At 65.1% G+C, this 23,990-nt stretch carries 22 protein-coding genes and 1 riboswitch; of the genes, 14 read left to right on the top strand and 8 right to left on the bottom strand.

All coding sequences use genetic code 11. The features are described 5' to 3' along the window. The first annotated feature begins 47 nt into the window (after positions 1 to 47). Positions 48 to 148: riboswitch (TPP riboswitch) on the top strand. 34 nt (positions 149 to 182) lie between these two features. Genes J7359_RS01730 through thiQ form a run of 3 tightly spaced genes read left to right on the top strand, consistent with a single transcriptional unit; the run spans position 183 to position 3,386 of the window. After that, positions 183 to 1,181 (top strand): thiamine ABC transporter substrate binding subunit, encoded by a 999-nt coding sequence (locus J7359_RS01730; RefSeq protein ID WP_209054791.1) that lies wholly within the window; start codon positions 183 to 185, stop codon positions 1,179 to 1,181. Further along, entirely contained in the window at positions 1,157 to 2,701 is a 1,545-nt protein-coding gene (locus J7359_RS01735) for an ABC transporter permease subunit (RefSeq protein WP_209054792.1), read from the top strand. Before J7359_RS01730 ends, J7359_RS01735 begins: the two co-directional genes overlap by 25 nt. Further along, positions 2,694 to 3,386 (top strand): thiamine ABC transporter ATP-binding protein, encoded by a 693-nt coding sequence (gene thiQ, locus J7359_RS01740; RefSeq protein WP_209054793.1) that lies wholly within the window; start codon positions 2,694 to 2,696, stop codon positions 3,384 to 3,386. Before J7359_RS01735 ends, thiQ begins: the two co-directional genes overlap by 8 nt. Here thiQ and J7359_RS01745 read toward each other — a convergent pair whose 3' ends face one another. Next, positions 3,387 to 3,725 (bottom strand): carboxymuconolactone decarboxylase family protein, encoded by a 339-nt coding sequence (locus J7359_RS01745; protein ID WP_209054794.1) that lies wholly within the window; start codon positions 3,723 to 3,725, stop codon positions 3,387 to 3,389. A 246-nt stretch (positions 3,726 to 3,971) separates the two neighbouring features. On the opposite strand from J7359_RS01745, the gene J7359_RS01750 reads away from it, so the two are divergent. After that, a complete protein-coding gene (locus tag J7359_RS01750; RefSeq protein WP_209054795.1) occupies positions 3,972 to 5,921 on the top strand; it encodes a calcium-binding protein in 1,950 nt (649 codons plus the stop codon). Positions 5,922 to 5,953: 32 nt separating this feature from the next. On the opposite strand, the gene J7359_RS01755 is transcribed toward J7359_RS01750, so the two are convergent. The 3 genes from J7359_RS01755 to J7359_RS01765 are packed head-to-tail and all read right to left on the bottom strand — an operon-like array spanning position 5,954 to position 8,766. After that, entirely contained in the window at positions 5,954 to 6,214 is a 261-nt protein-coding gene (locus J7359_RS01755; RefSeq protein WP_209054796.1) for a DUF2783 domain-containing protein, read from the bottom strand. Then, the gene (locus J7359_RS01760; protein WP_209054797.1) at positions 6,202 to 7,782 is read right to left on the bottom strand and encodes an FAD-dependent oxidoreductase; all 1,581 of its coding nucleotides are present in this window, start codon (positions 7,780 to 7,782) and stop codon (positions 6,202 to 6,204) included. Before J7359_RS01760 ends, J7359_RS01755 begins: the two co-directional genes overlap by 13 nt. A 24-nt stretch (positions 7,783 to 7,806) precedes the next feature. Continuing rightward, entirely contained in the window at positions 7,807 to 8,766 is a 960-nt protein-coding gene (locus J7359_RS01765; protein WP_209054798.1) for an MBL fold metallo-hydrolase, read from the bottom strand. A gap of 88 nt (positions 8,767 to 8,854) precedes the next feature. On the opposite strand from J7359_RS01765, the gene J7359_RS01770 reads away from it, so the two are divergent. Further along, positions 8,855 to 9,610 (top strand): helix-turn-helix transcriptional regulator, encoded by a 756-nt coding sequence (locus J7359_RS01770; RefSeq protein WP_247740103.1) that lies wholly within the window; start codon positions 8,855 to 8,857, stop codon positions 9,608 to 9,610. A 120-nt stretch (positions 9,611 to 9,730) separates the two neighbouring features. On the opposite strand, the gene J7359_RS01775 is transcribed toward J7359_RS01770, so the two are convergent. After that, positions 9,731 to 10,153 carry a MarR family winged helix-turn-helix transcriptional regulator gene (locus J7359_RS01775; RefSeq protein ID WP_209054799.1) on the bottom strand — a complete coding sequence of 141 codons (423 nt, stop codon included), beginning with the start codon at positions 10,151 to 10,153 and terminating at the stop codon, positions 9,731 to 9,733. A gap of 143 nt (positions 10,154 to 10,296) precedes the next feature. Between J7359_RS01775 and hmgA the strand changes: the two genes are divergently transcribed. From hmgA to J7359_RS01820, 9 genes are all read left to right on the top strand, one after another. Next, positions 10,297 to 11,658, top strand: coding sequence for a homogentisate 1,2-dioxygenase (gene hmgA, locus J7359_RS01780; protein ID WP_209054800.1), 1,362 nt, complete (start codon positions 10,297 to 10,299; stop codon positions 11,656 to 11,658). 115 nt (positions 11,659 to 11,773) lie between these two features. Continuing rightward, positions 11,774 to 12,814: a glycosyltransferase family 4 protein gene (locus J7359_RS01785; protein ID WP_247740104.1), complete on the top strand. Its 1,041-nt coding sequence runs from the start codon at positions 11,774 to 11,776 to the stop codon at positions 12,812 to 12,814. Then, positions 12,811 to 13,434 carry a glycosyltransferase family 29 protein gene (locus J7359_RS01790; RefSeq protein ID WP_209054801.1) on the top strand — a complete coding sequence of 208 codons (624 nt, stop codon included), beginning with the start codon at positions 12,811 to 12,813 and terminating at the stop codon, positions 13,432 to 13,434. Before J7359_RS01785 ends, J7359_RS01790 begins: the two co-directional genes overlap by 4 nt. 212 nt (positions 13,435 to 13,646) lie before the next feature. Beyond that, positions 13,647 to 14,000, top strand: a complete 354-nt coding sequence (locus J7359_RS01795; RefSeq protein ID WP_114350713.1) for a cupin domain-containing protein — start codon at positions 13,647 to 13,649, stop codon at positions 13,998 to 14,000. Between the two features lie 217 nt (positions 14,001 to 14,217). Then, the gene (locus tag J7359_RS01800) at positions 14,218 to 14,778 is read left to right on the top strand and encodes a hypothetical protein (protein ID WP_209054802.1); all 561 of its coding nucleotides are present in this window, start codon (positions 14,218 to 14,220) and stop codon (positions 14,776 to 14,778) included. Next, positions 14,720 to 16,198: a DNA polymerase Y family protein gene (locus J7359_RS01805; RefSeq protein ID WP_209054803.1), complete on the top strand. Its 1,479-nt coding sequence runs from the start codon at positions 14,720 to 14,722 to the stop codon at positions 16,196 to 16,198. The genes J7359_RS01800 and J7359_RS01805 overlap by 59 nt, the downstream gene beginning before the upstream one ends. 8 nt (positions 16,199 to 16,206) lie before the next feature. Further along, a complete protein-coding gene (locus tag J7359_RS01810; RefSeq protein ID WP_209054991.1) occupies positions 16,207 to 19,584 on the top strand; it encodes an error-prone DNA polymerase in 3,378 nt (1,125 codons plus the stop codon). 235 nt (positions 19,585 to 19,819) lie between these two features. Then, complete coding sequence (locus J7359_RS01815) at positions 19,820 to 20,842, top strand: aspartate-semialdehyde dehydrogenase (RefSeq protein ID WP_209054804.1); 1,023 nt, start codon at positions 19,820 to 19,822, stop codon at positions 20,840 to 20,842. A 2-nt stretch (positions 20,843 to 20,844) separates the two neighbouring features. Then, entirely contained in the window at positions 20,845 to 21,444 is a 600-nt protein-coding gene (locus tag J7359_RS01820; RefSeq protein WP_209054805.1) for a DedA family protein, read from the top strand. 78 nt (positions 21,445 to 21,522) lie between these two features. Here J7359_RS01820 and J7359_RS01825 read toward each other — a convergent pair whose 3' ends face one another. The 3 genes from J7359_RS01825 to J7359_RS19860 all read right to left on the bottom strand — a co-directional run bounded on the left by J7359_RS01825 (position 21,523) and on the right by J7359_RS19860 (position 23,947). Then, positions 21,523 to 22,590: a Hint domain-containing protein gene (locus tag J7359_RS01825; RefSeq protein WP_209054806.1), complete on the bottom strand. Its 1,068-nt coding sequence runs from the start codon at positions 22,588 to 22,590 to the stop codon at positions 21,523 to 21,525. Between the two features lie 502 nt (positions 22,591 to 23,092). Next, complete coding sequence (locus J7359_RS01830) at positions 23,093 to 23,320, bottom strand: hypothetical protein (protein ID WP_209054807.1); 228 nt, start codon at positions 23,318 to 23,320, stop codon at positions 23,093 to 23,095. Positions 23,321 to 23,500: 180 nt separating this feature from the next. Then, positions 23,501 to 23,947 (bottom strand): Hint domain-containing protein, encoded by a 447-nt coding sequence (locus J7359_RS19860; protein ID WP_247740105.1) that lies wholly within the window; start codon positions 23,945 to 23,947, stop codon positions 23,501 to 23,503. Between the last annotated feature and the right edge of the window lie 43 nt (positions 23,948 to 23,990).

Here is a 23,990-nt window from a genome sequence, read left to right on the forward strand (position 1 = left end):
GAAACCGCGCTTTCACCTTGCAGCGCGCCGCATTCGCACTATGTTTCCGGGATACCTCGGGGGGCCCTGACCGGCTGAGACGCGACACGCGGACCCGTTGAACCTGATCCGGTTAAAACCCGGCGGAGGGAAGGTGGCGCTGTCCTTTCTTTCGAAACACCGAAGACGAAGGAGGACCGGCGATGACAAGAACCCTGATATCCGTTGCCCTGCTGGCTGCGACCGCTGCGGGCGCATCACCTGTGGCGGCACAGGACAAGCCCGTGCTGACCGTCTATGCGGGCGACTATATCGCCAGCGAATGGGGTCCCGGCCCGAAGATCGAAACGGGGTTCGAGGCGCTCTGCGACTGCGATCTGCAATTCGTGACCGGCGACATCCTGCCCCGCATCCTGATGGAGGGCGAGAATACCGATGCCGACATCGTCTTCGGGCTGAACACCGACGTGACGGCCCGCGCCCGCGCCTCGGGGCTGTTTGCCCCGCATGGTCAGGACACGACCGAGATGACGCTGCCGGTCGAATGGACCGACGATGTCTTCCTGCCCTATAACTGGGGCGAGACGGCCTTCATCTACGACGACACGCGGCTGGAAAATCCGCCCGCCAGCTTCGACGAACTGCTGAATGCGCCCGACGACCTGAAGATCGTGATCCAGGATCCGCGCGCCTCGATCTCGGGACTGGCGCTGCTGTTGTGGGTCAAGGGCGTCTATGGCGATCAGGCGCCCGAGGCGTGGGAAAAGCTGGCGCCAAAGGTGCTGACCGTCACCAAGGGCTGGTCGGAAAGCTATGGCATGTTCACCGACGGCGAGGCCGACATGGTGCTGTCCTACACGACCTCGCCCGCCTATCACATCGCGGCCGAGGACGATCTGACCAAGAAAGCCGCGATCTTTCCCGAAGGTCACTATTTCATGGCCGAACTGGCCGCACAGGTGAATGGCACCGACCAGCCGGAACTGGCACAGCAGTTCATGGACTGGATCCTGACGTCCGATTTCCAGAAGACCATCCCGCTGGCCAACTGGTCGCTGCCCGCCAAGCTGCCGGAAGACGAATGGCCGCAGGTGATGCGCGACCTGCCGCGCCCCGAAAAGACGCTGTTCTACACGGAAGAAGAGGCCGAGGCGCTGCGTCAGCCCGCGCTTGACGAATGGCTGCGCGCGTTCTCGCGCTGAGATCGGGCCTTGGCGGGCCGGCGGTCGCCGCCGGTCTGGGGGCGCTGATCCTTGGCACGCTGGCCGCCGTCGCGTGGCAGGCGCAGGGTCTTTCGGGGCTGGGCCCATGGGACTGGCGCGCGGTCCGCTTTACCGTCTGGCAGGCGGCGCTGTCAGCGGCCCTGTCGGCGGTGCTGGCGATCCCCGTGGCGCGCGCGCTGGCCCGGCGGCGCTTTGCCGGCCGCGGCGCGCTGGTCACGCTGCTGGGGGCGCCGTTCATCCTGCCGGTGATCGTGGCGATCATGGGGCTGATCGCGGTCTTCGGCAGAAACGGCGCGATCAACGAGGCACTGCGCGGCGCGGGCCTGCCGGAATTCATCATCTATGGCTGGCAGGGGGTGATCCTCGCGCATGTGTTCTTCAACCTGCCGCTGTCGGTCCGGTTGATCCTGCAGGGTTGGCAGGCGATCCCGGCGGAACGGTTCCGGCTGGCCGAAAGCCTTGGCTTTGCGCCGCGCGACGTGGCCCGGCATCTGGAACGCCCGATGCTGCGCGCGGTGCTGCCCGGCGTCTGGCTGGCGGTCTTCCTGGTCTGCCTGACTTCGTTCGCGGTGGCGCTGACGCTGGGGGGCGGACCATCCGCCACAACGGTCGAGCTGGCCATCTATCAGGCGTTCCGGTTCGATTTCGACCTGGGCAAGGCTGCGACGCTGGGGCTGGTGCAGATCGGGCTGTGCCTTGCGGCGATGGTGCTGGCGCGGCGGATCAGCATTCCCGCCGCGTTCGGCACCGGGCTGGACCAGACGCAGGGGCCGCGCGGGCCGCGCGGCTGGCGCGTCGGAACCGATGCGCTTGCCATCATGCTGGCGGCGCTGTTCCTGCTGTGGCCGATCATGGCGGTCACGGTCCAGGGCCTGCCGCGCATCCCCTCCCTGCCGCCCGAGGTCTGGACCGCGGCGCTGCGGTCCGTCGTCATGGCACTGATTTCGGCCGGTCTGGCGCTGGCGATGTGCCTGACGCTGGCGCTGGCCATCGCGCGCGGTCGCGCCGCCTGGATCGAGGCGGCCGGGATGCTGCCGATCATCGCCTCGCCGCTGGTCCTTGGCACCGGGTTGTTCATCCTGCTGCGCGGCTGGTTTTCAACGGACGCGCTGGCGCTGCCGGTGACCGTGGCGATCAACGCGATCATGGCCCTGCCCTTCGGGCTGCGCGCACTGATCCCGGCGGCACAGGCCCTGCGCGAGGATTACGGGCGGCTGGCGGATTCGCTGGACATGCGCGGGCTGGCACGGCTGCGGCACCTGACGCTGCCCCGGCTGGCCCGGCCGCTTGGCTTCGCGGGCGGTCTGGCCGCCGCGCTGGCGATGGGCGATCTGGGGGTCATCACACTGTTTGCCACCGATCAGCCGACCCTGCCGCTGAAGCTGTATCAGCTGATGGGGTCCTATCGCATGACCGACGCCTCGGCCTGCGCCGTGTTGCTGATGGCGATCAGCTTTGCGCTGTTCTGGCTGTTCGACCGAGGAGGCCGCCTTGCTTGAGTTTCGCGACACCATCACCACGCGTGGCGATTTCACCCTGCGGGCCGATCTGCGCATCGAACCCGGCCGTCGCGTCGCGGTCATCGGTGCCTCGGGGTCAGGCAAGTCCACGCTGCTGTCGCTGGTCGGCGGGTTCCTAACGCCCGATCAGGGACGCATCTTGTGGGACGGGCAGGACATCACCGACCTGCCGCCGGGCGAAAGGCCCGCGTCGTTCCTGTTTCAGGACCAGAACCTGTTTCCGCATCTGACCGTCGCCCAGAATGTCGGGCTGGGGCTGCGCCCGGATCTGCGGCTGAACGGTGCGCAGCAGGCGCGGGTCTCGCAGGTGCTGGATCAGGTCGGGCTGGACGGCATGGCCCAGCGCCGCCCCGCCAGCCTGTCGGGCGGCCAGCAAAGCCGTGTCGCCCTGGCCCGCGTCCTGCTGCGGGCAAGGCCGATCCTGCTGCTGGACGAACCCTTCGCCGCGCTGGGACCGGCGTTGAAGACCGAAATGCTGGACCTGCTGTCGGGTATCGCGGACCAGACCGGCGCGACGGTGCTGATGGTCACGCATGATCCGCGCGACGCCCGCGCCTTCGCCCCCGACACGGTCCTGATCCAGGATGGCCGTGCCGATCCGCCGACGCCCACGGACCCGCTGCTGGACGATCCGCCGCCCGGCCTGCGCGCCTATCTGGGTTGATCAGCCCTCGGCCAGCTGATCCCACACCGCCATCGCCTTGGCCGCATACATCAGCCCCGGACCGCCCGCCATGTTGATCGCCATGGCGCAGACATCGGCCATCTCCTCGCGACTGGCGCCGGTCTTCATCAGGGCCTCGACGTGGAATTCGATGCAGGGCATGCAGCGCGTGGCGATGGCGATGCCAAGGGCCACGAATTCCTTTTCCTTGACCCCCAGCACGCCGCCTTCCTTGATCGACTTCTGCATCGCGCCAAAGCCGCGTGTCTGATCCGGCAGTGCCCGGTTCAGGTTGCGCAACTGGTCCCGCATCTCATCCATGCTGGCCTTGCTGTCCATGTTCCGCCTCTCCGATACATTCCTTGTCATGAATATTGCATCGACAAGGCACCGGCAAGATCAACGTCTGCGGCTGACAGGCCGTCGAAGTCCATCCGTGTTAGATCGCCAATTTCGACCGATATATAACGGTCTGGACTCGCTAGATATATCGCATCAGTAACATATTTTTCACGGATGTTTCACGCCGCGCCGCGACCCTTGAAGCCCGGTTCAATCCAGACCGAAAACAGGAAAGGAAAGATCATGGTTTTCTGGGTAGGCACTAACGGAAACGACACGGCGCCCAACTCGAACGGCGCCGACCAGCTTTACGGGCTGGGCGGCAACGATCGCATCAACGGGCTGGGCGGCAACGACTATATCAGCGGCGGGTCAGGCAATGACATCCTGACCGGCGGCGGCGGCACCGATACCGTCTATGGCGGTACCGGCAACGACACGATCCGGTCCAGCGGGTTCGGCGTCTATGACGGCGATTCCGGCAACGACTATGTCTATGCGGGCCTCGGCACGCCCGAGACGCTGCGCGGCGGCACCGGCATCGACTGGCTGAACACCACCAGCTTCAGCGGCAATTATACGGTCAACCTGACGTCCGGCGCGACCAACTTCGCCGGCGAAAGCTTTATCGAGTTCGAGAATCTTTATTCCGGCAGCGGCAGCGACAACCTGACCGGCACGACGGGCGCCAACCGCATCTATGGCAATGCCGGAAACGACCGGATCAACGGTCTGGGCGGGAACGACTATATCAGCGGCGGCTCGGGCAATGACATCCTGACCGGCGGCGGCGGCACCGATACCGTCTATGGCGGCACCGGCAACGACACGATCCGGTCCAGCGGGTTCGGCGTCTATGACGGCGATTCCGGCAACGACTATGTCTATGCGGGCCTCGGCACGCCCGAGACGCTGCGCGGCGGCACCGGCACCGATTGGCTGAACACCGCCAGCTTCAGCGGCAACTATACGGTCAACCTGACGACCGGCGCGACCAATTATGCCGGCGAAAGCTTCGTCGAGTTCGAGAATCTTTATTCCGGCAGCGGCAACGACAACCTGACCGGCACATCGGGCGCCAACCGCATCTATGGCAATGCCGGGAACGACACGATCAACGGGTTGGGCGGCAACGACTATATCAGCGGCGGTTCGGGCAATGACAGCCTGACCGGCGGCGGTGGCACCGATACCGTCTATGGCGGTTCGGGCAACGACGCGATCCGGTCCAGCGGGTTCGGCGTCTATGACGGGCAAAATGGCAACGATGTCGTCTATGCCGGTCTGGGAACGCCCGAAACGCTGCGCGGCGGCAGCGGCACCGACCTGCTGGACACGACCAGCTTCAATGGCAATTACCGCGTCGATCTGAACAGTGGCGCCACCAACTTTGCCGGCGAAAGCTTCACCCAGTTCGAGAATCTGCGCGCGGGCAACGGCAATGACTCGCTGTATGGCACGGCGGGCTCGAACCGCATCTACGGCGATGACGGGAATGATCTGATCCAGGGCCGCGGCGGAAACGACTATCTGTATGGCCAGGACGACAACGACCGCGTGTATGGCGGCGGTGGAAATGACGGCATCTCCGGCGGGAATGGCCATGACAGGCTGTATGGCCAGTGGGGCAACGACCGGCTGTATGGCAATAACGGCAATGACTCGCTGGCAGGCGACGGCGGCAACGACAGCCTGTATGGCCAGTCGGGCAGCGACCGGCTGTTCGGCGGCGATGGAAACGACTTCCTGAATGGCGGCACCGCCAATGACCAGCTTTACGGGCAGAACGGCAACGACATACTGGCCGGCAGCAGCGGCGCCGACGCGTTGACCGGCGGCGGCGGCGAGGATGTCTTCCGCTTCTACAGCACGTCGGATTCTCCCTTCGGGAACTCGGCCAATTACGACACGATCCGCGATTTCCAGGGCGCCGGCATCAATCTTGTCTCGGCGACCGAGGATCGCATCGACCTGTCCTCGATCGACGCGAATGTGCACCTGGCGGGCAACCAGGCCTTCTCCTTCAACGGCACCACCGCAGGCGGGGCAGGCACGATCTGGATGCAGAATGTCGGCAACCAGACCTGGCTGCGGGTCAATACCGACAATGACGCGGCCCCCGAGATGACGGTCAGGATCATCGACGGGGTGGATAACGCCAGCGACTACTGGGCCGGCGATTTCATCCTCTGACCCGTGATCGCTTCAGCTTCGGGGCGCGGCCGTCACTGGCCGCGCCCTTCACGCAAGTGGTTCAGCCCTGTCGCGTCAGCGGGATGGGCGTCGGCAGCGGCCTCGCCGGGCCGGGCCAGCGCGATCGCCTGCAGGATGACCTCGGCATCGCCTATATGGTTGGCCAGCAGCAGCACCAGCCGCGACCAGATCCTCAGGCTTTCGGCTTCGGTCCGGCCCTCGTGCAGACGCAGCAGCGCGGCATACAGATCGTCATGAGCTGACAGGTGCACATCGGTTCTCAGTTCGGCCATGGCGTTCCCCCGTTGGCGCGCGACAAGGCCGCCCCGATCCGGTCCCTGTCGGGTTGCATCCATCGCGCGGCGACATACTGATCGGGGCGCACCAGACAGGCCGCGCCTGCCTGCAGTCCCAGCCGCCGCGCCGCCGCCCCGTCGATGGCCACGACGCACAGCCCCGCCGGAACCTCGCCCTGCCATCCGTGGGCCAGCAGCACGAAATCGTCGCCCAGCCGTTCCAGCAGCCAGCCATCCCCAAGCGGCGCGTCCGGAACCGGCGCACCGGGCGCCACGCCGCCCTGCCACGCGTCCTCGTCCGGCGTGGACAGCGGGCTTTCGGGATAGGCGACCGCTGTGGACAGCCGCCCCGAATTCACGAATGGGCGCGCGAATTCATGGTCCTGCGCCAGTTCCAGCACCGCGTCGCGCAGCGCCTGGCTGGCCGGCGATTTCGGCGTCAGGAAATCCGTCGAGCGGGTCGAGTTCAGGATGTTCTCATCCGCCATCAGGACCGCTTCGTGGTCATAGCTCTGGATCAGGCGCCGATCCGCCTTTCCCCTCAGGACCAGGTCCAGCTTCCAGCCCAGATTGTCGATATCGGCGAACCCGCCATTGCAGCCCCGCGCACCGAAGGGCGACACAAGATGCGCCGAATCGCCCGCGAATATCACGTGTCCGTGGACGAACCGGGCCATGCGCCGGCACTGGAACGTATAGACCGAATACCATTCGCGTTCGAATTCGACATCGCCGCCCAGCATGGCGCGGATATAGGGCTCGACATTTTCGGGTCGCGTCGCGGCATCGCGGTCGATATCCCAGCCCAGCTGGAAATCCAGCCGCCAGACATCGTCGGGCTGGCGATGCATCAGTGCCGATTTGCCCGGATTGAAGGGCGGATCGAACCAGAACCAGCGTTCGGGCGGCATCTCGTGGGTCATCCGGATATCGGCGATCAGGAAATTGTCCTCGAAGACGCGGCCTTCGAAATCCAGCCCCATCCGCGCGCGCACGGTCGAGCGTGATCCGTCGCAGGCGATCAGCCAGTCGGCCGACAGCCGGTAATCCGTCCCGGCGGCCAGGATATCCAGTTCCACCCCGTCATCGCGCGGCGTGACCTGTTCGATGCTGTGGCCCCAGCGGATCTCGACATTGGGCAGCGCCAGCAACGCATCCAGCAGAAATTCCTCGACATAGTATTGCTGGATGTTGATGAAGCCGGGCCGCTTCTGGCCCTTCACCGGCAGCATGTCGAACTGATAGATCGGCTGCTGGCCGTCGCCCCGGAAGACTTTGCCGACATTCCACGTCACGCCCTTGGCGACCACCGCATCGCCGACGCCCAGCCGGTCCAGAATGTCCAGGGACCGCTTGGAAAAGCAGATCGCCTTGGAACAATGGGCGATGAAATCCAGCCGCGTGACCACCGTCACGCAATGGCCGCGCCGCCCCAGATCCAACGCCATCGCCAGACCCACCGGACCTGCCCCGGCGATGACCACACCGGCCTGATCGGTCCTGCCGGATGGCGCGGGCGTCGCCCCGATCCGCCTGTAGACGGGGATGTCGTGATGTCCGCTCATGCCCTCTCTCCTCCCGCCACGGGCCTAGTCCTGCAGCTTGGCCCACACCTCGCGGTCGCGTTCGGCCGTCCAGATGCGTGGATGTTCGATCCCGTCGAATTCGTCCCACAGACGCTGCACGTCGAAGGGCAGACAATGTTCAAAGATCGGCCAGGAACCGAATTCAGGCGCCAGCGCGTCGCGGGTGGCCTCGAAGGCCGCCTTCAGCGATCCGCCCGCCTTGTGGACGCGACCGACATTCTCGATCATACCGTGCAGGAACTTGCGGGTCTGTTCGACCGCTGCGTCGGTTTCGGCCACACCGCGCGATACCGGGCCCCGCCCGCCGATCAGATGTTCGGCGCGATAGGCCTTGACGTTGTCCAGCGTCGCGCCGGCCCAGTCGAAATGATAGGCGTCGCCGGTATAAAGCGCGGCCTTGGACTCGACCAGATCGCCCGCGAACAGCGTCCGGGTCTTGTCGTGCCAGACCGCGATATCGCCCCCGGTATGACCACGGCCCAGAAAGCGCAGTTCCAGCCTGCCGCGATCGCCGCCCAGTTCGATGTCATGGTCCGTGGCGAAGGTGATCGTGGGCCAGGTCAGGCCCGGCACCTCGTCGGCGTTCTTGGCAAGGCGCGGCATCCGGCCGAATTCGCTTTTCCAGTCCTGTTCGCCCCGCTCTGCGACCAGATCGCGGCTGGCCTCGGACATGATGATGTCGCCGGCATCGAAGGCGCTGGCGCCCAACACCCGGACGGCGTGGTAATGGGTCAGCACCAGATAGCGCACCGGCTTGTCGGTCTGTTCGCGCAGGATCTTCAGCCAGTCGCGGCTTGCGGCGGGGGTGGCGCGGCTTTCGATGGCGACGACGAAATCCTCGCCCTCGATCGCACCGACATTCGGATCGCCCTCGGCGGTCAGCGCGTAGACTCCATCGCCCAGGATCTCCAGCGTGTCGGTCTTTTCGGATCTGTCGGCCGAGGAAGCGAAGGATTTCGCCATGTCTCTCTCCCATTCTGTCAGGTGCATCTGGTGTCGAGATCATTTCTATTGCAACGAATCGGGGCTGTATGTCATTAGACCTGATGACATGGAACGCGAGGCCGCGATGATCTCCTCGGGCCTGATCGACCCTGACCGCGCCGCGACGCTGCTCGAGGCGCGCGATCCGCTGCTGTTCTCGCAGCGGCTTCTGGACGCCGCGCATTCGGTGGCCGGGATCGAAGAGCTGTTTGCCTATCGCAGCGGCGACGGCGCACCGCAGACCCTGGCATCGTCCAGCGATCTCGACGATGTCGCCGAACGCGCCGAGGCTTATGCAAGGCGATTTCACCGCAGCGATCCCGCCGTCGCGGCCCGCGACGCGGCCGCGCCGGGCAGCGGGTTTCTGTGCCGGGTTCCCGCCGACGCGATCGAGCTTGCAGCCTATCGCCGGCTCTGTTTCGAACGCCCGCGATTTTCCGAAAAGATCTGCTTTGGCTGGCGCTTTGCCGATCACAGCCTTGTCGTCACCTTCTATCACCGGCACAGCGATGCGCAGGTGGACATCGCGCAGCTTGGCGCGCTGGCGCAGCTGGCAATCACCGGGCTGACGGGGCTTGCCCGGCAGCTGTCCTACAAGGCCGGGCTGGTCGATCGGATCACCCGGCGCCTTGCCGCGGCGCACACGATCCTGACATCGCGCGAATGCCAGGTCTGCGCCCGCACGCTTGCGGGCCACACGGCGCGGCAGATCGCTGTTGATCTGGGGCTGGGCCATGGCACCGTGCTGACCTATCGGCAGCGGGCCTATCAGAAGCTGGGCGTCCACAAGGCCAGCGACATGCTGCCCGCGCTGATCGCCTGACGAAAGACCACCGGCCGGGTCGGGGACGCGGGGGCGCAGGCCCCGCCGCCGCGCGGCCCCCTCGATGGGGGCCGGGTGGCGCGCCCGCTTCGTCAGCCGCCGCGCCGCAGCGCCGGACGGTCATCCGCGCGATGCCAGCTGTCGCAAGGCCCGGTCCAGCGCCGCAGCGTCGTCGCCCAGTTCGGACAACAGCTCGGCCTGGAAGCCGGTCGCGACCCGGCCCAGCCGCGCCATCAGGTCGCGACCCGCCGGCGTCAGCTCCATCACGATCAGCCGTCGGTCGGTCTCGTGCCCCGACTTGCGCAGGAAACCAGCCTTCTCCAGGCGCGAGGCCGCCCGGCTGACCATCGACTTGTCCAGGTTGACCCGTGCATGAATGTCCCGCACGCTGACCGCGCCGGAATGGTCCAGATGCGCCAGCACCCGCCATTCCGGGATCGTCAGCCCCGCCTCTTTGGCATAGCGGGCGGCGAATCGGCGGCTGATCTGGCTGGCGGCGACCGACAGGCGATAGGGCAGGAATTCGTCAAGATGGAACGTCATGGTCTCTCCTTCCCTGACAGATCAGCAATATTTCGTTGCCTGTGCAACAGGCAAGCCCGCGCGGATGTCGATGCTTGACGTCGTTGCACAAGCAACGTTATGATCGTTGCATTCGCAATGACATGGTGAGTGGAGGGAATTCGATGGCCACGCAGGATCTTCCCCGGGGCATGATCCGCGCCACCGGCGCGACCGGACCGCATGAAGGCTACATGCCGGGTTTCGGCAACGACTTCGAAACCGAGGCCCTTCCGGGCGCGCTGCCGCAGGGTCAGAACTCGCCGCAGAAATGCAATTACGGTCTCTATGCCGAACAGCTGTCCGGCACCGCCTTCACCGCGCCGCGCGGACAGAACGAACGGACCTGGTGCTATCGGATCAGGCCCTCGGTCAAGCATACCGGCCGGTTCCGCAAGATCGATCTGCCCTACTGGCAATCGGCGCCGAACGTCGAGCAGGACGTGATCTCGCTGGGCCAGTATCGCTGGGATCCGGTGCCCTTGGGCGATCAGGCGCTGACCTGGATCACCGGCATGCGCACGATGACCACCGCCGGCGACGTCAACACCCAGATCGGCATGGCCAGCCATATCTATCTGGTCACCGCCTCGATGCAGGACGAATACTTCTTTTCCGCCGACAGCGAATTGCTGGTCGTCCCGCAAGAGGGGCGCCTGCGCTTCTGCACCGAACTGGGCGTGATCGACCTGGAACCACGCGAGATCGCCATCATCCCGCGCGGCCTCGTCTATCGGGTCGAACTGCCCGACGGTCCCGCGCGTGGCTTCGTGTGCGAGAATTACGGCCAGAAATTCGACCTGCCCGGCCGCGGCCCGATCGGCGCGAACTGTCTTGCCAACCCGCGCGATTTCAAATGCCCCGTCGCCGCCTTCGAGGATCGCGACGCCGCCTCCCGCGTGGTCATCAAGTGGTGCGGCCAGTTCCACGAAACCTTCATCGATCACAGCCCGCTGGACGTGGTCGCATGGCACGGCAACTACTGCGCCTACAAATACGACCTGCGCACCTACTCGCCGGTCGGGGCGATCCTGTTCGATCATCCGGACCCGTCGATTTTCACCGTCCTGACCGCGCCGTCAGGGCAGGAAGGCACCGCGAATATCGACTTCGTGCTGTTCCGCGAACGCTGGATGGTGGCCGAGCACAGCTTCCGCCCGCCCTGGTATCACAAGAACATCATGTCCGAGCTGATGGGGAACATCCACGGCATCTACGACGCCAAGCCCAAGGGTTTCGTGCCGGGCGGCGTCTCGCTGCACAACATGATGCTGCCGCACGGTCCCGATCGCGCCGCCTTTGAACACGGCTCGACCGAACCGATGCAGCCGGTCAAGCAGGACAACACGATGCAGTTCATGTTCGAGACACGCTTCCCGCAGCATCTGACCCGCTTCGCCGCGACCGAGGCGCCCCTGCAGAACGACTATATCGACTGCTGGGACAGCATCGAGAAGAAGTTCGACGGCACGCCGGGCACCAAGTAGCTCCGGCGACGGGCCGCCCTGTTCAGCACCGCCAAGCTTGACTATGCTGACCGGCATGCCTCCCCGGCCGTTCTCGCGGCCGGGGCCTCACCCGTCTCAGCCCCAAGGCCCCCGCTTGACCGACACGCCCCTTGTCATCGCGCCGAACCTGAAACGCCGCCTGTCCGGCGTCACCGCGACGGTGGTGCGGCTGATCCCGGTCCAGGCCCGTCTGATCGCCATCCGCGCGACAGGGCCGGGCCTGCCGCCGGAATTGCCGCATATCCCGCTGTGGCGCGCGGCCACCCTTCCCCGTGACCGCTGGCGGGTCTGGCACGCACGGCGCAACACCGAAATGGCGCTGGGGCTGATCCTGCGCCGCGTCCTGCGCCGCAAATACCGCCTGATGTTCACCTCGGCAGCCCAGCGCCGCCATACCGGCTTCACCCGCTGGCTGATCCGCCAGCAGGATGCGCTGGTGGCGACCACGCCGCAGGCGGCGGGCTATCTGGAACGGCCCGCGCAGGTCATCATGCACGGTGTCGATACAGACGTCTTTCACCCGACGGATGATCGCGCCAAGCTGCGCCGCCAACTGGGGCTGGACCCGGACGCGGTGCTGATCGGCTGTTTCGGGCGGGTCCGCGAACAGAAGGGCGTCGATCTTCTGGTGCAGGCCGGGCTGCACCTGCTGCCCGACCGCCCGCGCGCGCAGATCGTCTTCACCGGCCGGATCACGCCGGAGCATCGCGGTTTCGCCGACGCGTTGCAGGCCCGGATCGACGCCGCCGGCCTGCATGACCGCATCCGCTTTCTGGGCGAACTGCCCTGGGACCGGCTGGTCCAGCATTACCAGGCGCTGGACCTGTTCGCCGCGCCTGCCCGTTGGGAAGGGTTCGGCCTGACCCCGCTCGAGGCGATGGCCTGCGGCGTGCCCGCCATCGGCAGCCGCGTCGGCGCCTACGAGGCGCTGATCCGCGACGGCCGGACCGGCAGCATCGTGGAAACCGGCGACGCCGCATCGCTGACCGCCGCGCTGGCGCATTGGCTGGACGACGACGCGGCCCGCGCGGCGGCAGGCCAAGCGGCGCGCGCGCATGTGGAACAGGACCACAGCATCCAGACCGAGGCCCGCGCACTGGTGCAGATCTATTCCGACCTGCTGGATCGGCCGTGACGCCGCTGCGCTTCTACGCCGCCCGCCTGCTGCGCGACGAACCCGCGCTGCGCCGCATCTCGGTGCCGCAGGGCAATCTGCTGGCCGATCTGGAAGGCAAATCCATCGCCCTGATCGGCAATGCCCGCGCGCTGGCCAAGGGCACAAGCGGGTCCAGGATCGACGCCGCCGATCTGGTCATCCGCATCAACCGCGCGCCGATGCCCTCGGCGGAAAGCCACGGCACCCGCACCGACTGGCTGGCGCTGGCCACGCGGCTGTCGGACGCCGACCGCGCGCGCATCGCCCCCGACCGCATCCTGTGGATGTCGCCCAAGCGCAAGCGGCTGGACTGGCGCAGCGCCAGCAGTCCCGGCTTCTACCTGCACCCGCTGGACGATTACACCGCGCTGCGGGGCCGTCTGGCCGCGCCGCCGACCACCGGCGCGATGATGATCGACCTGCTGATGCGATCGCGGCTGCGCACCCTGTCGCTGTATGGTTTCGACTTCTTCGTTTCGCAAAGCCTGTCGGGCCGCCGCAGCGCCGAACAGGTGCCCCATGACTTTCCCTCGGAATCCGCATGGGTCAACGACCTCGTTCGCACCGATGCGCGCCTGACCCTGATCCGCCCCGCCTGACCACATCCCGGCACCGGTCGCATCGCAGATCCGCAGGATGACCGACACGCTTGTTCACAAACTTGATCATGACCAGGCAGCGAACACCGAAGTTCCTGAACCGAAACCGAGTTTCAGCTTTCAACCTGACAAGGTTTGGAGAGCGGGACGAACTTGCCATTCGCCGCTCACGGCGAGATACCTTGCCAGAGCAAGGGATATGGAGAAAGACGATGCCTCAGGCGGTGAACTTGGCGGCAAAGCTCGCGACATTCGATGAAAAATGGTCACCGCGCACGGTCGCAACCTTCAACGGTCATGACGTCATGGTGGTGAAGGTAGAGGGAGAGTTCAGATGGCATTCGCATGCAGACACAGATGACTTCTTCCTTGTTCTTTCAGGTGAAATCGACATCCAGCTCAGGGACGGGTCCGTCACTTTGAAAGGAGGAGAGATGTTTGTGGTCCCTAAAGGTGTCGAACATTGTCCATTCGCCCGTAAGGAAGCGCATCTTTTGCTCATTGAGCCAACCGGAACCCCTAACACTGGGGATGCCGGGACTGCCGCAGAGCGTAAAGTCATCTGATCGACCGTCGGATAAGGGCTCAAAGCAGGCCCCGCTGCTCCTTGCAGGAATGTCCGCGGTGTCAGTTCAACTGTCCAAGGCTATCGACACCCTTGACTACCCCCGGTCTGTTCTTCGCGCTTCTGGATGTGCATTTGGATGCCGGTCAGCAGTCGCATCGCGGCAGCCCCGGCGGCGCCATTGAGAGGATGCAGGCATCCGGTGTAGATATGGCGTCATGCAGAATGCGTTTTCCGACTCTTTCCCGCTGCGGTCAGGCAGGGTTCACGAGGTCTGCGGGGCCGGGGCCGCAGGCTTTGCGGCGATGGCCGCGGCGCAGGTGACGGGTCACGTCCCGTGGATCCGCGAGGCCTGGCTGCATGATGCGCTGAATCCCGTGGCCCTTGCCGATTTCATCGATCCGGCCCGTATCCTGCTGATGCGATCGCCCGGCCAGACCGACAGCCTTGCCGTCGCGGAAGAGGCGCTGAAGGATACCGCCGTGCGATTCGTGGTGATCCAGGTCACCCGGCCCCTGAATCTGCGCGAAGGACGCAGATTGCAGTTGGCGGCCAAGGCGGGCGGAACCACCGGACTTTGTCTCATTCCCGAAGGCATGGGCAGCAACGCCGCCGAAACGCGCTGGCGGGCGGTGCCGGTCCTGGATCCGCAGCGGCCGGACTCGACTCTGATGCGGTGGGAAATTATCAAGAACAAATCAGGAACAAACGGTGCCTGGCATGTTCGATGGGATGAACAGACGCATCATCTGCTTGTGGTTTCCCCGGCTGGCAACTGAACGGGTTCTACGCACTTGCCCGACTGACGGCCCCTTCGCGCTGACACTGCGGCACGGCAATGCCGAGCGTCTTTATTGCCTCAACCCCCGCGCCGAGGCGGTCGGACTTTGTCGCGACATGAGCCTGGCCGATGCGCGGGCCTATTGTCCCGACCTGCTGACCGGTCCGGCGCGGCCGGATCTGGATGCCCGGTTTCTGGGGACTCTGCGCCGCTGGGCCATGCGGTATTGCCCCTGGGTGGGGTTCGAGGGCCGCGACGGGCTGGTGCTGGATGCGACGGGATCGACACATCTCTGGGGCGGCGAGGCGGCATTGCTGGACGACCTGCGCGGCAGGGCGGCGCAAGCGGGGCTGACCCTGCGGCTGGGGCTGGCCGGCACAAGGGGGGCGGCCTGGGCGCTGGCCCATTATGCGCAGGGCGACGAGCCGCTGGAGGCGCTGCCGGTCGCCGCGCTGCGTCTGGACGGCAAGACCGACATCGCCCTGCAGCGGCTGGGACTGAGCCGAATCGGCGACCTGGTGGCGACGGCGCGCGCGCCCCTGGCGCGGCGCTTCGGGCCGGACCTGCTGGCCCGGCTGGATCAGGCCCTGGGCCAGATGCCCGAACCGGTCGTGCCGCAGCCCGATCCGCCCCGCTACGCGCTGCGCATGACATTGCCCGAGCCGATCGGGCTGACCCGCGACGTGATGGGCGTCACGGCACGGCTGCTGGACCCACTTTGCGCGCGGCTTGGCCGGGACGACATGGGCGCCCGGATGCTGATCCTGTCGCTGCGCAGGATCGATCGGGCCAGCCACCCGATCACGCTGCGCCTGGCCGGGCCGATGCGCGACCCCGCCCGGATCCTGCCGCTGTTCGAACGCGACATAGAGGCGGCCGATGCCGGTTTCGGGATCGACCAGATCCGGCTGGAGGCGGCGGTGGTCGAACCGCTGACCGCCCGTCAGACCGGGATCGACACGAAGGCTTCGGGACAGGACCGGCTTGACGATCTGATCACCCGGATCGGCACAAGGATCGGGCTGGACAACATCCAGCGCTTCCGCCCCGCCGACAGCCATATCCCGGAACAGGCTTTCTTTCTGGTTCCGGCCACCCTGTCCCCCCCGGCCGCCGCTTCGGCCTGGACCCGGCCCGGTCTGCGGCCCGGTCTGCGGCCCCTGCGGCTTTTCCCGCCCGAGCCGATCAGCGCCTCGGGCAGGCAACCGCCCGCCCGGTTCCGCTGGCGGCGCATGTCCTTCACCGCGGCGCGCGCCACCGGACCCGAACGGATCGCGCCGGAATGGTGGGCCCCGAATGACGGCTGGCGCTCGGGCCTTCGGGATTACTGGAAGATCGATACCCGCGAAGGCCGCCGCCTGTGGCTGTTTCACACGCCTCAGCATCCCGGCTGGTTCGTGCAGGGGGAATTCGCGTGACCGGGACCATGCATGATCCCCGCGGCGCCACTCAGGCCGATGACGACCAGCCCGGTCCCGTCCGGGACGGGCCGAACTATGCGGAACTTTGCGTGACCTCGAATTTCACCTTCCTGACCGGCGCCTCTCACCCCGAGGAACTTGTCCTGCGCGCCGTCGAACTGGGGCTGCAGGCCATCGCCATCACCGATCGAAATTCGCTGGCCGGGGTGGTGCGGGCGTGGTCGGCCATGAAGACCCTGCGCAAACAGGCCGAGACGCGCCTTGCCGTGCGATCCACCCGGCGGATCGACCCGTCGTCCCGGCAGGAATTCGGGCCGCGGCGGGATCTGCCATGCGACCCCGCCGCCCGGCTGCCCCGGCTGATCGTGGGCGCGCGACTGGTGCTGCGCGATGGTCCGGTCGAATGGCTGGCCCTGCCCACCGACCGCGAGGCCTATCACCGGCTGGCCCGGCTGCTGACCCTGGGCAAGCGCCGGGCCGGCAAGGCCGAATGCCATCTGGATCTGCACGATCTCGAGGATGGCTGCCAGGGCATGATCCTGATCGCGCTGCCGCCCCGCGATCTGGCGGATGCCGCCGATCCGCTGCGGCGGCTGGCCCGGCGCCATCCGGGGCGGGTCTTTCTGGGCGCTGCGCCGCGCTATGACGGCTCGGACCAGGGCTGGTTCGACGCCTGCGCCGCGCTGGCCCTGCGCGCCTCGACCCCGATGGTGGCCGTCGGCGATGTGCTGATGCATCGCGCCGCGCGCCGTCCGCTGGCCGATGTGCTGACCTGCCTGCGCAAGGGGATCACCATCGACGCGCTTGGCACCCGTGCCCTGCCCAATGCCGAAAGGCGGCTGAAATCGGGGGCCGAGATGGCCCGGCTTTACCGCAACCATCCGGCGGCGATCCGGCGGACGGTCGAAATCGCGGATCGCTGCGCCTTCGATCTGGCCCAGCTCAGCTATGAATATCCGGATGAGATCGCACAGGGCGAAACCCCGCAGGACCGGCTGGAACGGCTGGCCCACGCCGGGCTGGCGCGGCGATATTCCACCGCCCCGTCGGACCGGGTTCTGACGCTGCTGCAGAAGGAACTGACCCTGGTCAGGGAACTTGGCTATGCCGCCTATTTCCTGACCGTCCACGATATCGTGACCGAGGCACGCCGACGCGGCATCCTGTGTCAGGGGCGGGGGTCGGCGGCCAATTCGATCCTGTGCTTTCTTCTGGGGATCACCGATGTCTCGCCCGACATGATCGGCATGGTCTTCGAACGCTTCATCTCGCGGCATCGCGGCGAACCGCCCGATATCGACGTCGATTTCGAACATGAACGGCGCGAAGAGATCATTCAGTGGATCTATGAAAAATACGGCCGCGACCGTGCCGGGCTTTGCGCGACGGTGATCCATTTCCGCTCGCGCGCCGCCATCCGCGAGGTCGGCAAGGTCATGGGCCTCAGCCAGGATGTGACCGCCGCCCTGGCCGGGCAGATCTGGGGAATGTCGAATGACGGCGCCGATCCGGCCCGCATCCGCGAACTGGGGCTGGATCCGCGCGACCGGCGGCTGGCGCAGACCATCCGGCTGATCGGCGAGATCATCGGCTTTCCCCGCCACCTGTCCCAGCATGTCGGCGGGTTCGTCATCACCCGTGGCCGGCTGGACGAGCTTTGCCCGATCGAAAATGCCGCGATGGAGGGCCGCACGATCATCGAATGGGACAAGGACGATATCGACGCGCTGAACATCCTCAAGGTCGATGTGCTCAGCCTCGGGATGCTGACCTGCCTGCGCAAATGCTTCGACATGCTGGAAAGTCATGAAAATACCTTCCTGTGCCTGGACAGCGTGCCGCAGGAAGACCCGGCAACCTATGAAATGCTGCAACGCGCCGATGCCATCGGGGTGTTTCAGGTCGAAAGCCGGGCGCAGATGAACTTCCTGCCCCGGATGAAACCCGCGACCTTCTATGATCTGGTGATCGAGGTCGCCATCGTCCGTCCCGGCCCGATCCAGGGCGGTATGGTCAAGCCCTATATCCGCCGGCGGCAGGGGCTCGAGACATCCGAACCCTTCGGCCCGGCCCTGGCCGAGGTCACGAAAAGGACGCTGGGGGTGCCGCTTTTTCAGGAACAGGCCATGCAGATCGCCGTGGTCGGGGCCGGTTATTCCGCCGAAGAGGCCGATCAGCTGCGCCGGTCTCTGGCCGCCTTCCGGCGCATGGGCACGATCGGCGAACATCGCGACCGTTTCGTAAAGGGAATGCTGGCCAACGGCTATTCCCAGGACATCGCCGAAGCCTGTTTTTCCCAGATCGAGGGCTTTGCCGATTACGGCTTCCCCGAAAGCCATGCGGCGGCATTCGCGATGCTGACCTATGTCTCTTCCTGGCTGAAATGCCACTACCCGGCGATCTTCGCCTGCGCGCTGCTCAATTCCCAGCCGATGGGATTCTATGCGCCCGCGCAGATCGTGCGGGATGCCCGCGAACACGGGGTCGATATCCGCCCGATCTGTGTCAATCGCAGCGCATGGGACAATCTTCTGGAACGGCGCGCGGATGGCAGCCTGGCCCTGCGGCTGGGATTCCGCCAGATCAAGGGGTTCCGCGAAGAAGACGCGGGCTGGATCGTCGCGGCGCGGGGCAATGGCTATCCCGATCCCGAAAGCCTGTGGCTGCGCTCCGGCGTGGCTCCGGCGACGCTGGAACGGCTGGCCGAGGCGGATGCGTTCGCCGGCATGGGCCTGACCCGGCGCGACGCGCTGTGGCAGGTGCGGGCCATCCGGGCACCGGCGCCTCTGCCGCTGTTTGCCGATCCGCTGGATGGCGAGGGGCATCGCGAACCGGCCGTCACGCTGCCCGCCATGCATCTGGGCCAGGAGGTGGTCGAGGATTACCTTTCCATGCGCCTGACGCTTCGCGCCCATCCGATGGAACTTCTGCGCCCCTCGATCCCGGGCCTGACCTGCCATGACCAGTTGCCCGCGACGCCGCAAGGACGTGTCACGGTCTGCGGTCTGGTCATCACCCGGCAGCGGCCGGGCACCGCGTCGGGGGTGATCTTCCTGACGCTTGAAGATGAAACCGGGGTGTCCAACATTGTCGTCTGGCCCAAGGTCTATGCGCAGTTTCGCCGTATCGTCATGGGCGGGCGGCTGTTGCGGGTCAGCGGACGGCTGCAACGCGAAGGCATCGTCACCCATCTGATCGCGGATCGGATCGAGGATCTGTCCCATCGCCTCTCCGATCTCGGCCATCCGCTGGAAGAGGCCGTGGGCGTCACCCACGCCAAGGCGAATGACGCCCCCCGCCCTCGCGCGCGCAGGCAGCCGCCCCGCGCCATGCATCCGCGCGAACAGGCAAAGCGCTTGTTCCCCAGCCGGGACTTTCACTGACCTTCCGCGCAACAGGGCGTACGCAAGCGGTGTACAGGCTGTGCACGCGCTGTGCTGGCCCGGTGCATGCGCGGTGCAGCCCGAAACCCTGCATTTGCTGGCGCTTTTCGCGTCACGTCCCACCTGTTGCGCGACGGGCCGAAGCAACGCCCGCAGCGCTGCGCAACGCCGCGCCCCTTCCATCCGGCCCCTGCCTGCGGTAAATGCTTGCAACCGCAGAAAACAGGAGTCCCCAATGGGCTATAAAGTCGTTGTTGCCGGCGCCACGGGGAACGTGGGCCGCGAGATGCTGAATATCCTCGACGAACGGCAGTTCCCGGTCGACGAGATTGCCGTGCTGGCCTCGCGCCGGTCGCAGGGCACCGAGGTCAGCTTCGGTGACAAGACCCTGAAAATTCAGGATATCGAACAGTTCGACTTTGCCGGCTGGGACATGGCGCTGTTCGCCATCGGCTCGGACGCGACCAAGAAATACGCGCCCATCGCCGCCAAGGCCGGCTGCGTGGTGATCGACAACTCGTCGCTCTATCGCTACGACCCCGACATCCCCCTGATCGTGCCCGAGGTGAACCCCGAGGCGATCACAGGCTATTCGAAGAAGAACATCATCGCGAACCCCAACTGCTCGACCGCGCAGATGGTCGTCGCCCTGAAGCCGCTGCATGAACGCGCCCGCATCAAGCGCGTCGTCGTCTCGACCTACCAGTCGGTCAGCGGCTCGGGCAAGGAAGGCATGGACGAACTGTGGGACCAGACCAAGGGCATGTATGTGCCCGGTCAGGAAGTCGAACCGAACAAGTTCCAGAAGCAGATCGCCTTCAACGTGATCCCGCAGATCGACGTCTTCATGGAAGACGGCTCGACCAAGGAAGAATGGAAGATGGTGGTCGAGACGAAGAAGATCGTCGATCCCAAGATCAAGGTCACCGCGACCTGCGTGCGCGTGCCGGTCTTCGTCGGCCACGCCGAATCCATCAACATCGAGTTCGAGGATTTCCTGGACGAGGACGAAGCCCGCGACATCCTGCGCGAAGCGCCGGGGATCATGGTCGTCGACAAGCGCGAACCGGGCGGCTACACGACGCCGGTTGAATGCGTGGGCGATTATGCCACCTTCATCAGCCGTATCCGTCAGGATTCGACCATCGAGAACGGCCTGAACCTGTGGTGCGTCAGCGACAACCTGCGCAAGGGCGCGGCGTTGAACGCGGTCCAGATCGCCGAGTTGCTGGGCAACCGGGTCCTGAAAAAGGGCTGATCTTGTTCGACGGCATCGCCAGTTTTCTGGAGGGCGGCGGGGCATGGGCCATCGCCGCCCTCATGCTTCTGGAAAACGTCTTCCCGCCAATCCCTTCGGAACTGATCATGCCGCTGGCAGGCTTCAACGCCGCGCGCGGCACCATCCCTTTGTGGCTGGCGATCGGCGCGGGCGCGGCCGGGTCGCTGGCCGGGGCCTATCTGTGGTATCTGGTCGGGCTGATCTATGGCCCCGACCGCCTGCGCAAGCTGGTCCGGCGGCACGGGCGCTGGCTGACCATGACACCATCGGAACTGGACCGCGCGCAGGCCTGGTTCAACCGTCACGGCCGGTCGGTGGTGTTTTTCGGGCGCTTCGTGCCGACGGTTCGGACGCTGATCTCGGTTCCGGCCGGGCTGGCGCGCATGTTTCTGCCGGGCTTCATCCTGTTTTCGGGTCTGGGCAGCCTCATCTGGTGCGCTGCCCTGGCCCTTGCCGGATACTGGCTGGAAGACCGCTATGACCAGGTCAGCAGTTGGCTGAACCCGGTCTCGACCGCCGTGATCGTCGCACTGCTTCTGGTCTATCTATGGCGCGTGATCCGCTGGCGTCCCGGACGCTGATACGGGATCGGTCGCTTTGCCGCCGTAGATTGCAGACAAACGTCGCTGGCCTTGCTGCGACGTTTGTCTGCGAAGGATCTACGCGACCAGCGCGCGGCTTTTGCGGGCGTGACGTTCGGCCATCTCGCGACCTTGACGACCGGTCAGCAGGGTGCGCGCGCCCTCGGGTTGCCGGTCGGGCTCGCGGTCCCGCAGTTCCGGGAAGATCAAGAAAATCTCTTCCAGCGCGGCGGGGCCGACTGATTTCAGGGCCTGAGGTCCGGTATAAAGGCTCTCGGTCTCGGCACCGTTCGAGATCACAACCTGATGGTCCTCCATCAGAAAATGGACATAATCGACCTGCGTCACATCCGTAGCCACATCGATGCCCTCGATCGACAGAAGCTGCTTGGCCGCGACCAGCACTTCGGCGGTCCCGAACATGTTCTGCGCGATCTTCGAGCGCACCAGCACGCGATGCTGGGGCGAGACCAGCAGATCAGAGAACGGCGTGCCCTCGCCAAGCGCGCCGGCCCGGATGCGGATCGGGCGCAGGTTGGGGCGGGCGGCCAAGTCTTCCGCGCTCAGCCTGCGGGAACCAATCCAGCGCACAATCTGATATCCCTCATCAAGGGTCAGCACCGGATCGCCCACCGCCAGCTTTTCGATTGCGACCTCGCCGTCGGGCGTCCTGATCAGCGTTCCAGAGGTAAAGCAGGCGAACTCTACCACCTCACGTTCGGCGGTCAGGCGGCGACCGTTAAAATTATCGCTATTGATCCATGCAGGCGAGGTCAGCGTGATGCTTTCAATTGCCTTGGCTTCCAGCGCATCACCGTAGCTTGATGCCGAAGCGGGAGGGACGATATAGCTTTCACCATTTACGTCCTGTGCAACCTGCAATGTGGTCGTGACAGAAGTTCCGTCGTAATAGGTAATTGTGCCGTCGTAATACTGAAGAGCATCGAACGACTGGGCATTGCCCCCATCGATCTGGAACGTGTCGTTCGAAGTCTCGTTGTCAATATCGTAGTCACTCGAGTTTCCACCACTGTAGTCAATCGCGCTCCAGGTTCGCACTTGCTGATACAGCGGATCCGCCTCTGATCCATAGGTCCCAAGCAGATTGTTCACCGCCGTTTCAGACAACACGCCATTGCCTTCCATGGGATCAATGATGTCAAGTTGACCAAGGTAGATGACATTGAAAGTAGTGCTCTCTGGCATAGCTAGTCGCTCCGCTAAGCAAAGTATTTTGAGCCGGCGGTTCGTGCCCGCTCACGACCAAGAACTGATCTCAGCGATGCCACCCCGGACTATCACCGCTTCGTGAGTTAAGGCCGATCTGCAATAAGCGACGCGCAATTTCAAGAGCGCGGCGTCAATCCGTTCTTAGCGCAACCGTTTGTTTTCTCTGCATAGGAGGGTCCTTTCTTTGTCCAAGTTGCTCGGACATCGACAACTCCTCCATGTGATGCAGGGTTCAGGACAGCGGTAAAGAGGCCGTTCCGGTCAATCCACGCAGGCCACAAGATTGGTCAATCCTCCCTCCTGAACCGGGAAGGGTTACCATTCGCCAATTCCGGAACGCGAAATATGAGACCAAGCTCGGCGCAAGCCGACTAACGGATCCGGAACCTGGCCAGATCCTGCCGTCAGGCGCGTAGGATCAGCCCTGCTGACGCTGGCCTTCCTTGGCACAAAGCGCATCTGCGGTCTCGACCGACATGGCATCGGGGCGAGAGATCGAACGGTCCCACTGAACGAGGCTTTTCGTATAGAGCTGACACACGACCGGGCCCTGGGCCGTATCGAGCGTCACCGGTTCAGATTCATACTGCTTGGGGCTGCATGCGCCCAGAGCCAGCAGTGCGGCAAAAACGATCGTGATCTTCATATTTTGGCTCCCGTTTTAAAGAGTTAGTTTGATGTGCGGGCCTTCTAGCTGCGCTGTTTTCAGCTGTCTGTAGGCGCAATTACCGGGTTTGCGCATCAACCAGCCCGCCGACGCGGATGTGGATCGGGCGCAGGTTGGGGCGGGCGGCCAAGTCTTCCGCACTCAGCCTGCGCGAACCAATCAGTGCACAGGCTGCAGGCCTGCATCGCGCGTCACCACAAGTTCACCCGTCTTGATGTCTTCGATCGCGGCCTCTCGGTCAGCCGTCGCAATCAGCGTACCCGAAGTGAAACAGACATTGGGCGGAAATTCGTCGAAATTTGCGAGGATATTGCTGGTGTATTGCACTTCATCCCAGGTGCCCAGTTCGACACTGGTGTTGTTCTGGTACAGAAAATCCTCGGGTGCCGCGTTGCTGTCGTCGTCGCGCATCCTCACCACCAAATCGCCTTTGCCGATCTGATACACCACAGCCCTGGCCACATAGGTCTGAAGCGCACCGTCGGCATCGATATAGGTGTAGACGCTGTCGTCGAAGATCCGGACTTCGAAGATCTGTCGGTCGACGCCATCCGGTGTGGTGAAACGACCTCCGTTGCCCGGCGCAGGCGAGCCGTTGGCCTGCACTGCAGACAGGTTCCCTTCGCCATCGCCGTCAACCCGCGCGTTT

It is taken from the genome of Paracoccus sp. R12_2 (genome assembly GCF_017744015.1).
Lineage (GTDB): Bacteria > Pseudomonadota > Alphaproteobacteria > Rhodobacterales > Rhodobacteraceae > Paracoccus.

What these genes read in the sequence shown, in the direction of transcription:
- J7359_RS01800 (WP_209054802.1), top strand. Translation starts at nt 14,218, where the DNA reads ATGCAGAATGCGTTTTCCGACTCTTTCCCGCTGCGGTCAGGCAGGGTT.
- J7359_RS01825 (WP_209054806.1), bottom strand. Translation starts at nt 22,590, where the DNA reads ATGGAAGGCAATGGCGTGTTGTCTGAAACGGCGGTGAACAATCTGCTT.
- J7359_RS01765 (WP_209054798.1), bottom strand. Translation starts at nt 8,766, where the DNA reads ATGGCGAAATCCTTCGCTTCCTCGGCCGACAGATCCGAAAAGACCGAC.
- J7359_RS01730 (WP_209054791.1), top strand. Translation starts at nt 183, where the DNA reads ATGACAAGAACCCTGATATCCGTTGCCCTGCTGGCTGCGACCGCTGCG.
- J7359_RS01810 (WP_209054991.1), top strand. Translation starts at nt 16,207, where the DNA reads ATGCATGATCCCCGCGGCGCCACTCAGGCCGATGACGACCAGCCCGGT.
- J7359_RS01755 (WP_209054796.1), bottom strand. Translation starts at nt 6,214, where the DNA reads ATGGCCGAACTGAGAACCGATGTGCACCTGTCAGCTCATGACGATCTG.
- J7359_RS01760 (WP_209054797.1), bottom strand. Translation starts at nt 7,782, where the DNA reads ATGAGCGGACATCACGACATCCCCGTCTACAGGCGGATCGGGGCGACG.
- J7359_RS01805 (WP_209054803.1), top strand. Translation starts at nt 14,720, where the DNA reads ATGTTCGATGGGATGAACAGACGCATCATCTGCTTGTGGTTTCCCCGG.
- J7359_RS01775 (WP_209054799.1), bottom strand. Translation starts at nt 10,153, where the DNA reads ATGACGTTCCATCTTGACGAATTCCTGCCCTATCGCCTGTCGGTCGCC.
- J7359_RS01745 (WP_209054794.1), bottom strand. Translation starts at nt 3,725, where the DNA reads ATGGACAGCAAGGCCAGCATGGATGAGATGCGGGACCAGTTGCGCAAC.
- J7359_RS01735 (WP_209054792.1), top strand. Translation starts at nt 1,157, where the DNA reads ATGGCTGCGCGCGTTCTCGCGCTGAGATCGGGCCTTGGCGGGCCGGCG.
- J7359_RS01770 (WP_247740103.1), top strand. Translation starts at nt 8,855, where the DNA reads ATGGAACGCGAGGCCGCGATGATCTCCTCGGGCCTGATCGACCCTGAC.
- J7359_RS01795 (WP_114350713.1), top strand. Translation starts at nt 13,647, where the DNA reads ATGCCTCAGGCGGTGAACTTGGCGGCAAAGCTCGCGACATTCGATGAA.
- J7359_RS01750 (WP_209054795.1), top strand. Translation starts at nt 3,972, where the DNA reads ATGGTTTTCTGGGTAGGCACTAACGGAAACGACACGGCGCCCAACTCG.
- J7359_RS01830 (WP_209054807.1), bottom strand. Translation starts at nt 23,320, where the DNA reads ATGAAGATCACGATCGTTTTTGCCGCACTGCTGGCTCTGGGCGCATGC.
- hmgA (WP_209054800.1), top strand. Translation starts at nt 10,297, where the DNA reads ATGGCCACGCAGGATCTTCCCCGGGGCATGATCCGCGCCACCGGCGCG.
- J7359_RS01815 (WP_209054804.1), top strand. Translation starts at nt 19,820, where the DNA reads ATGGGCTATAAAGTCGTTGTTGCCGGCGCCACGGGGAACGTGGGCCGC.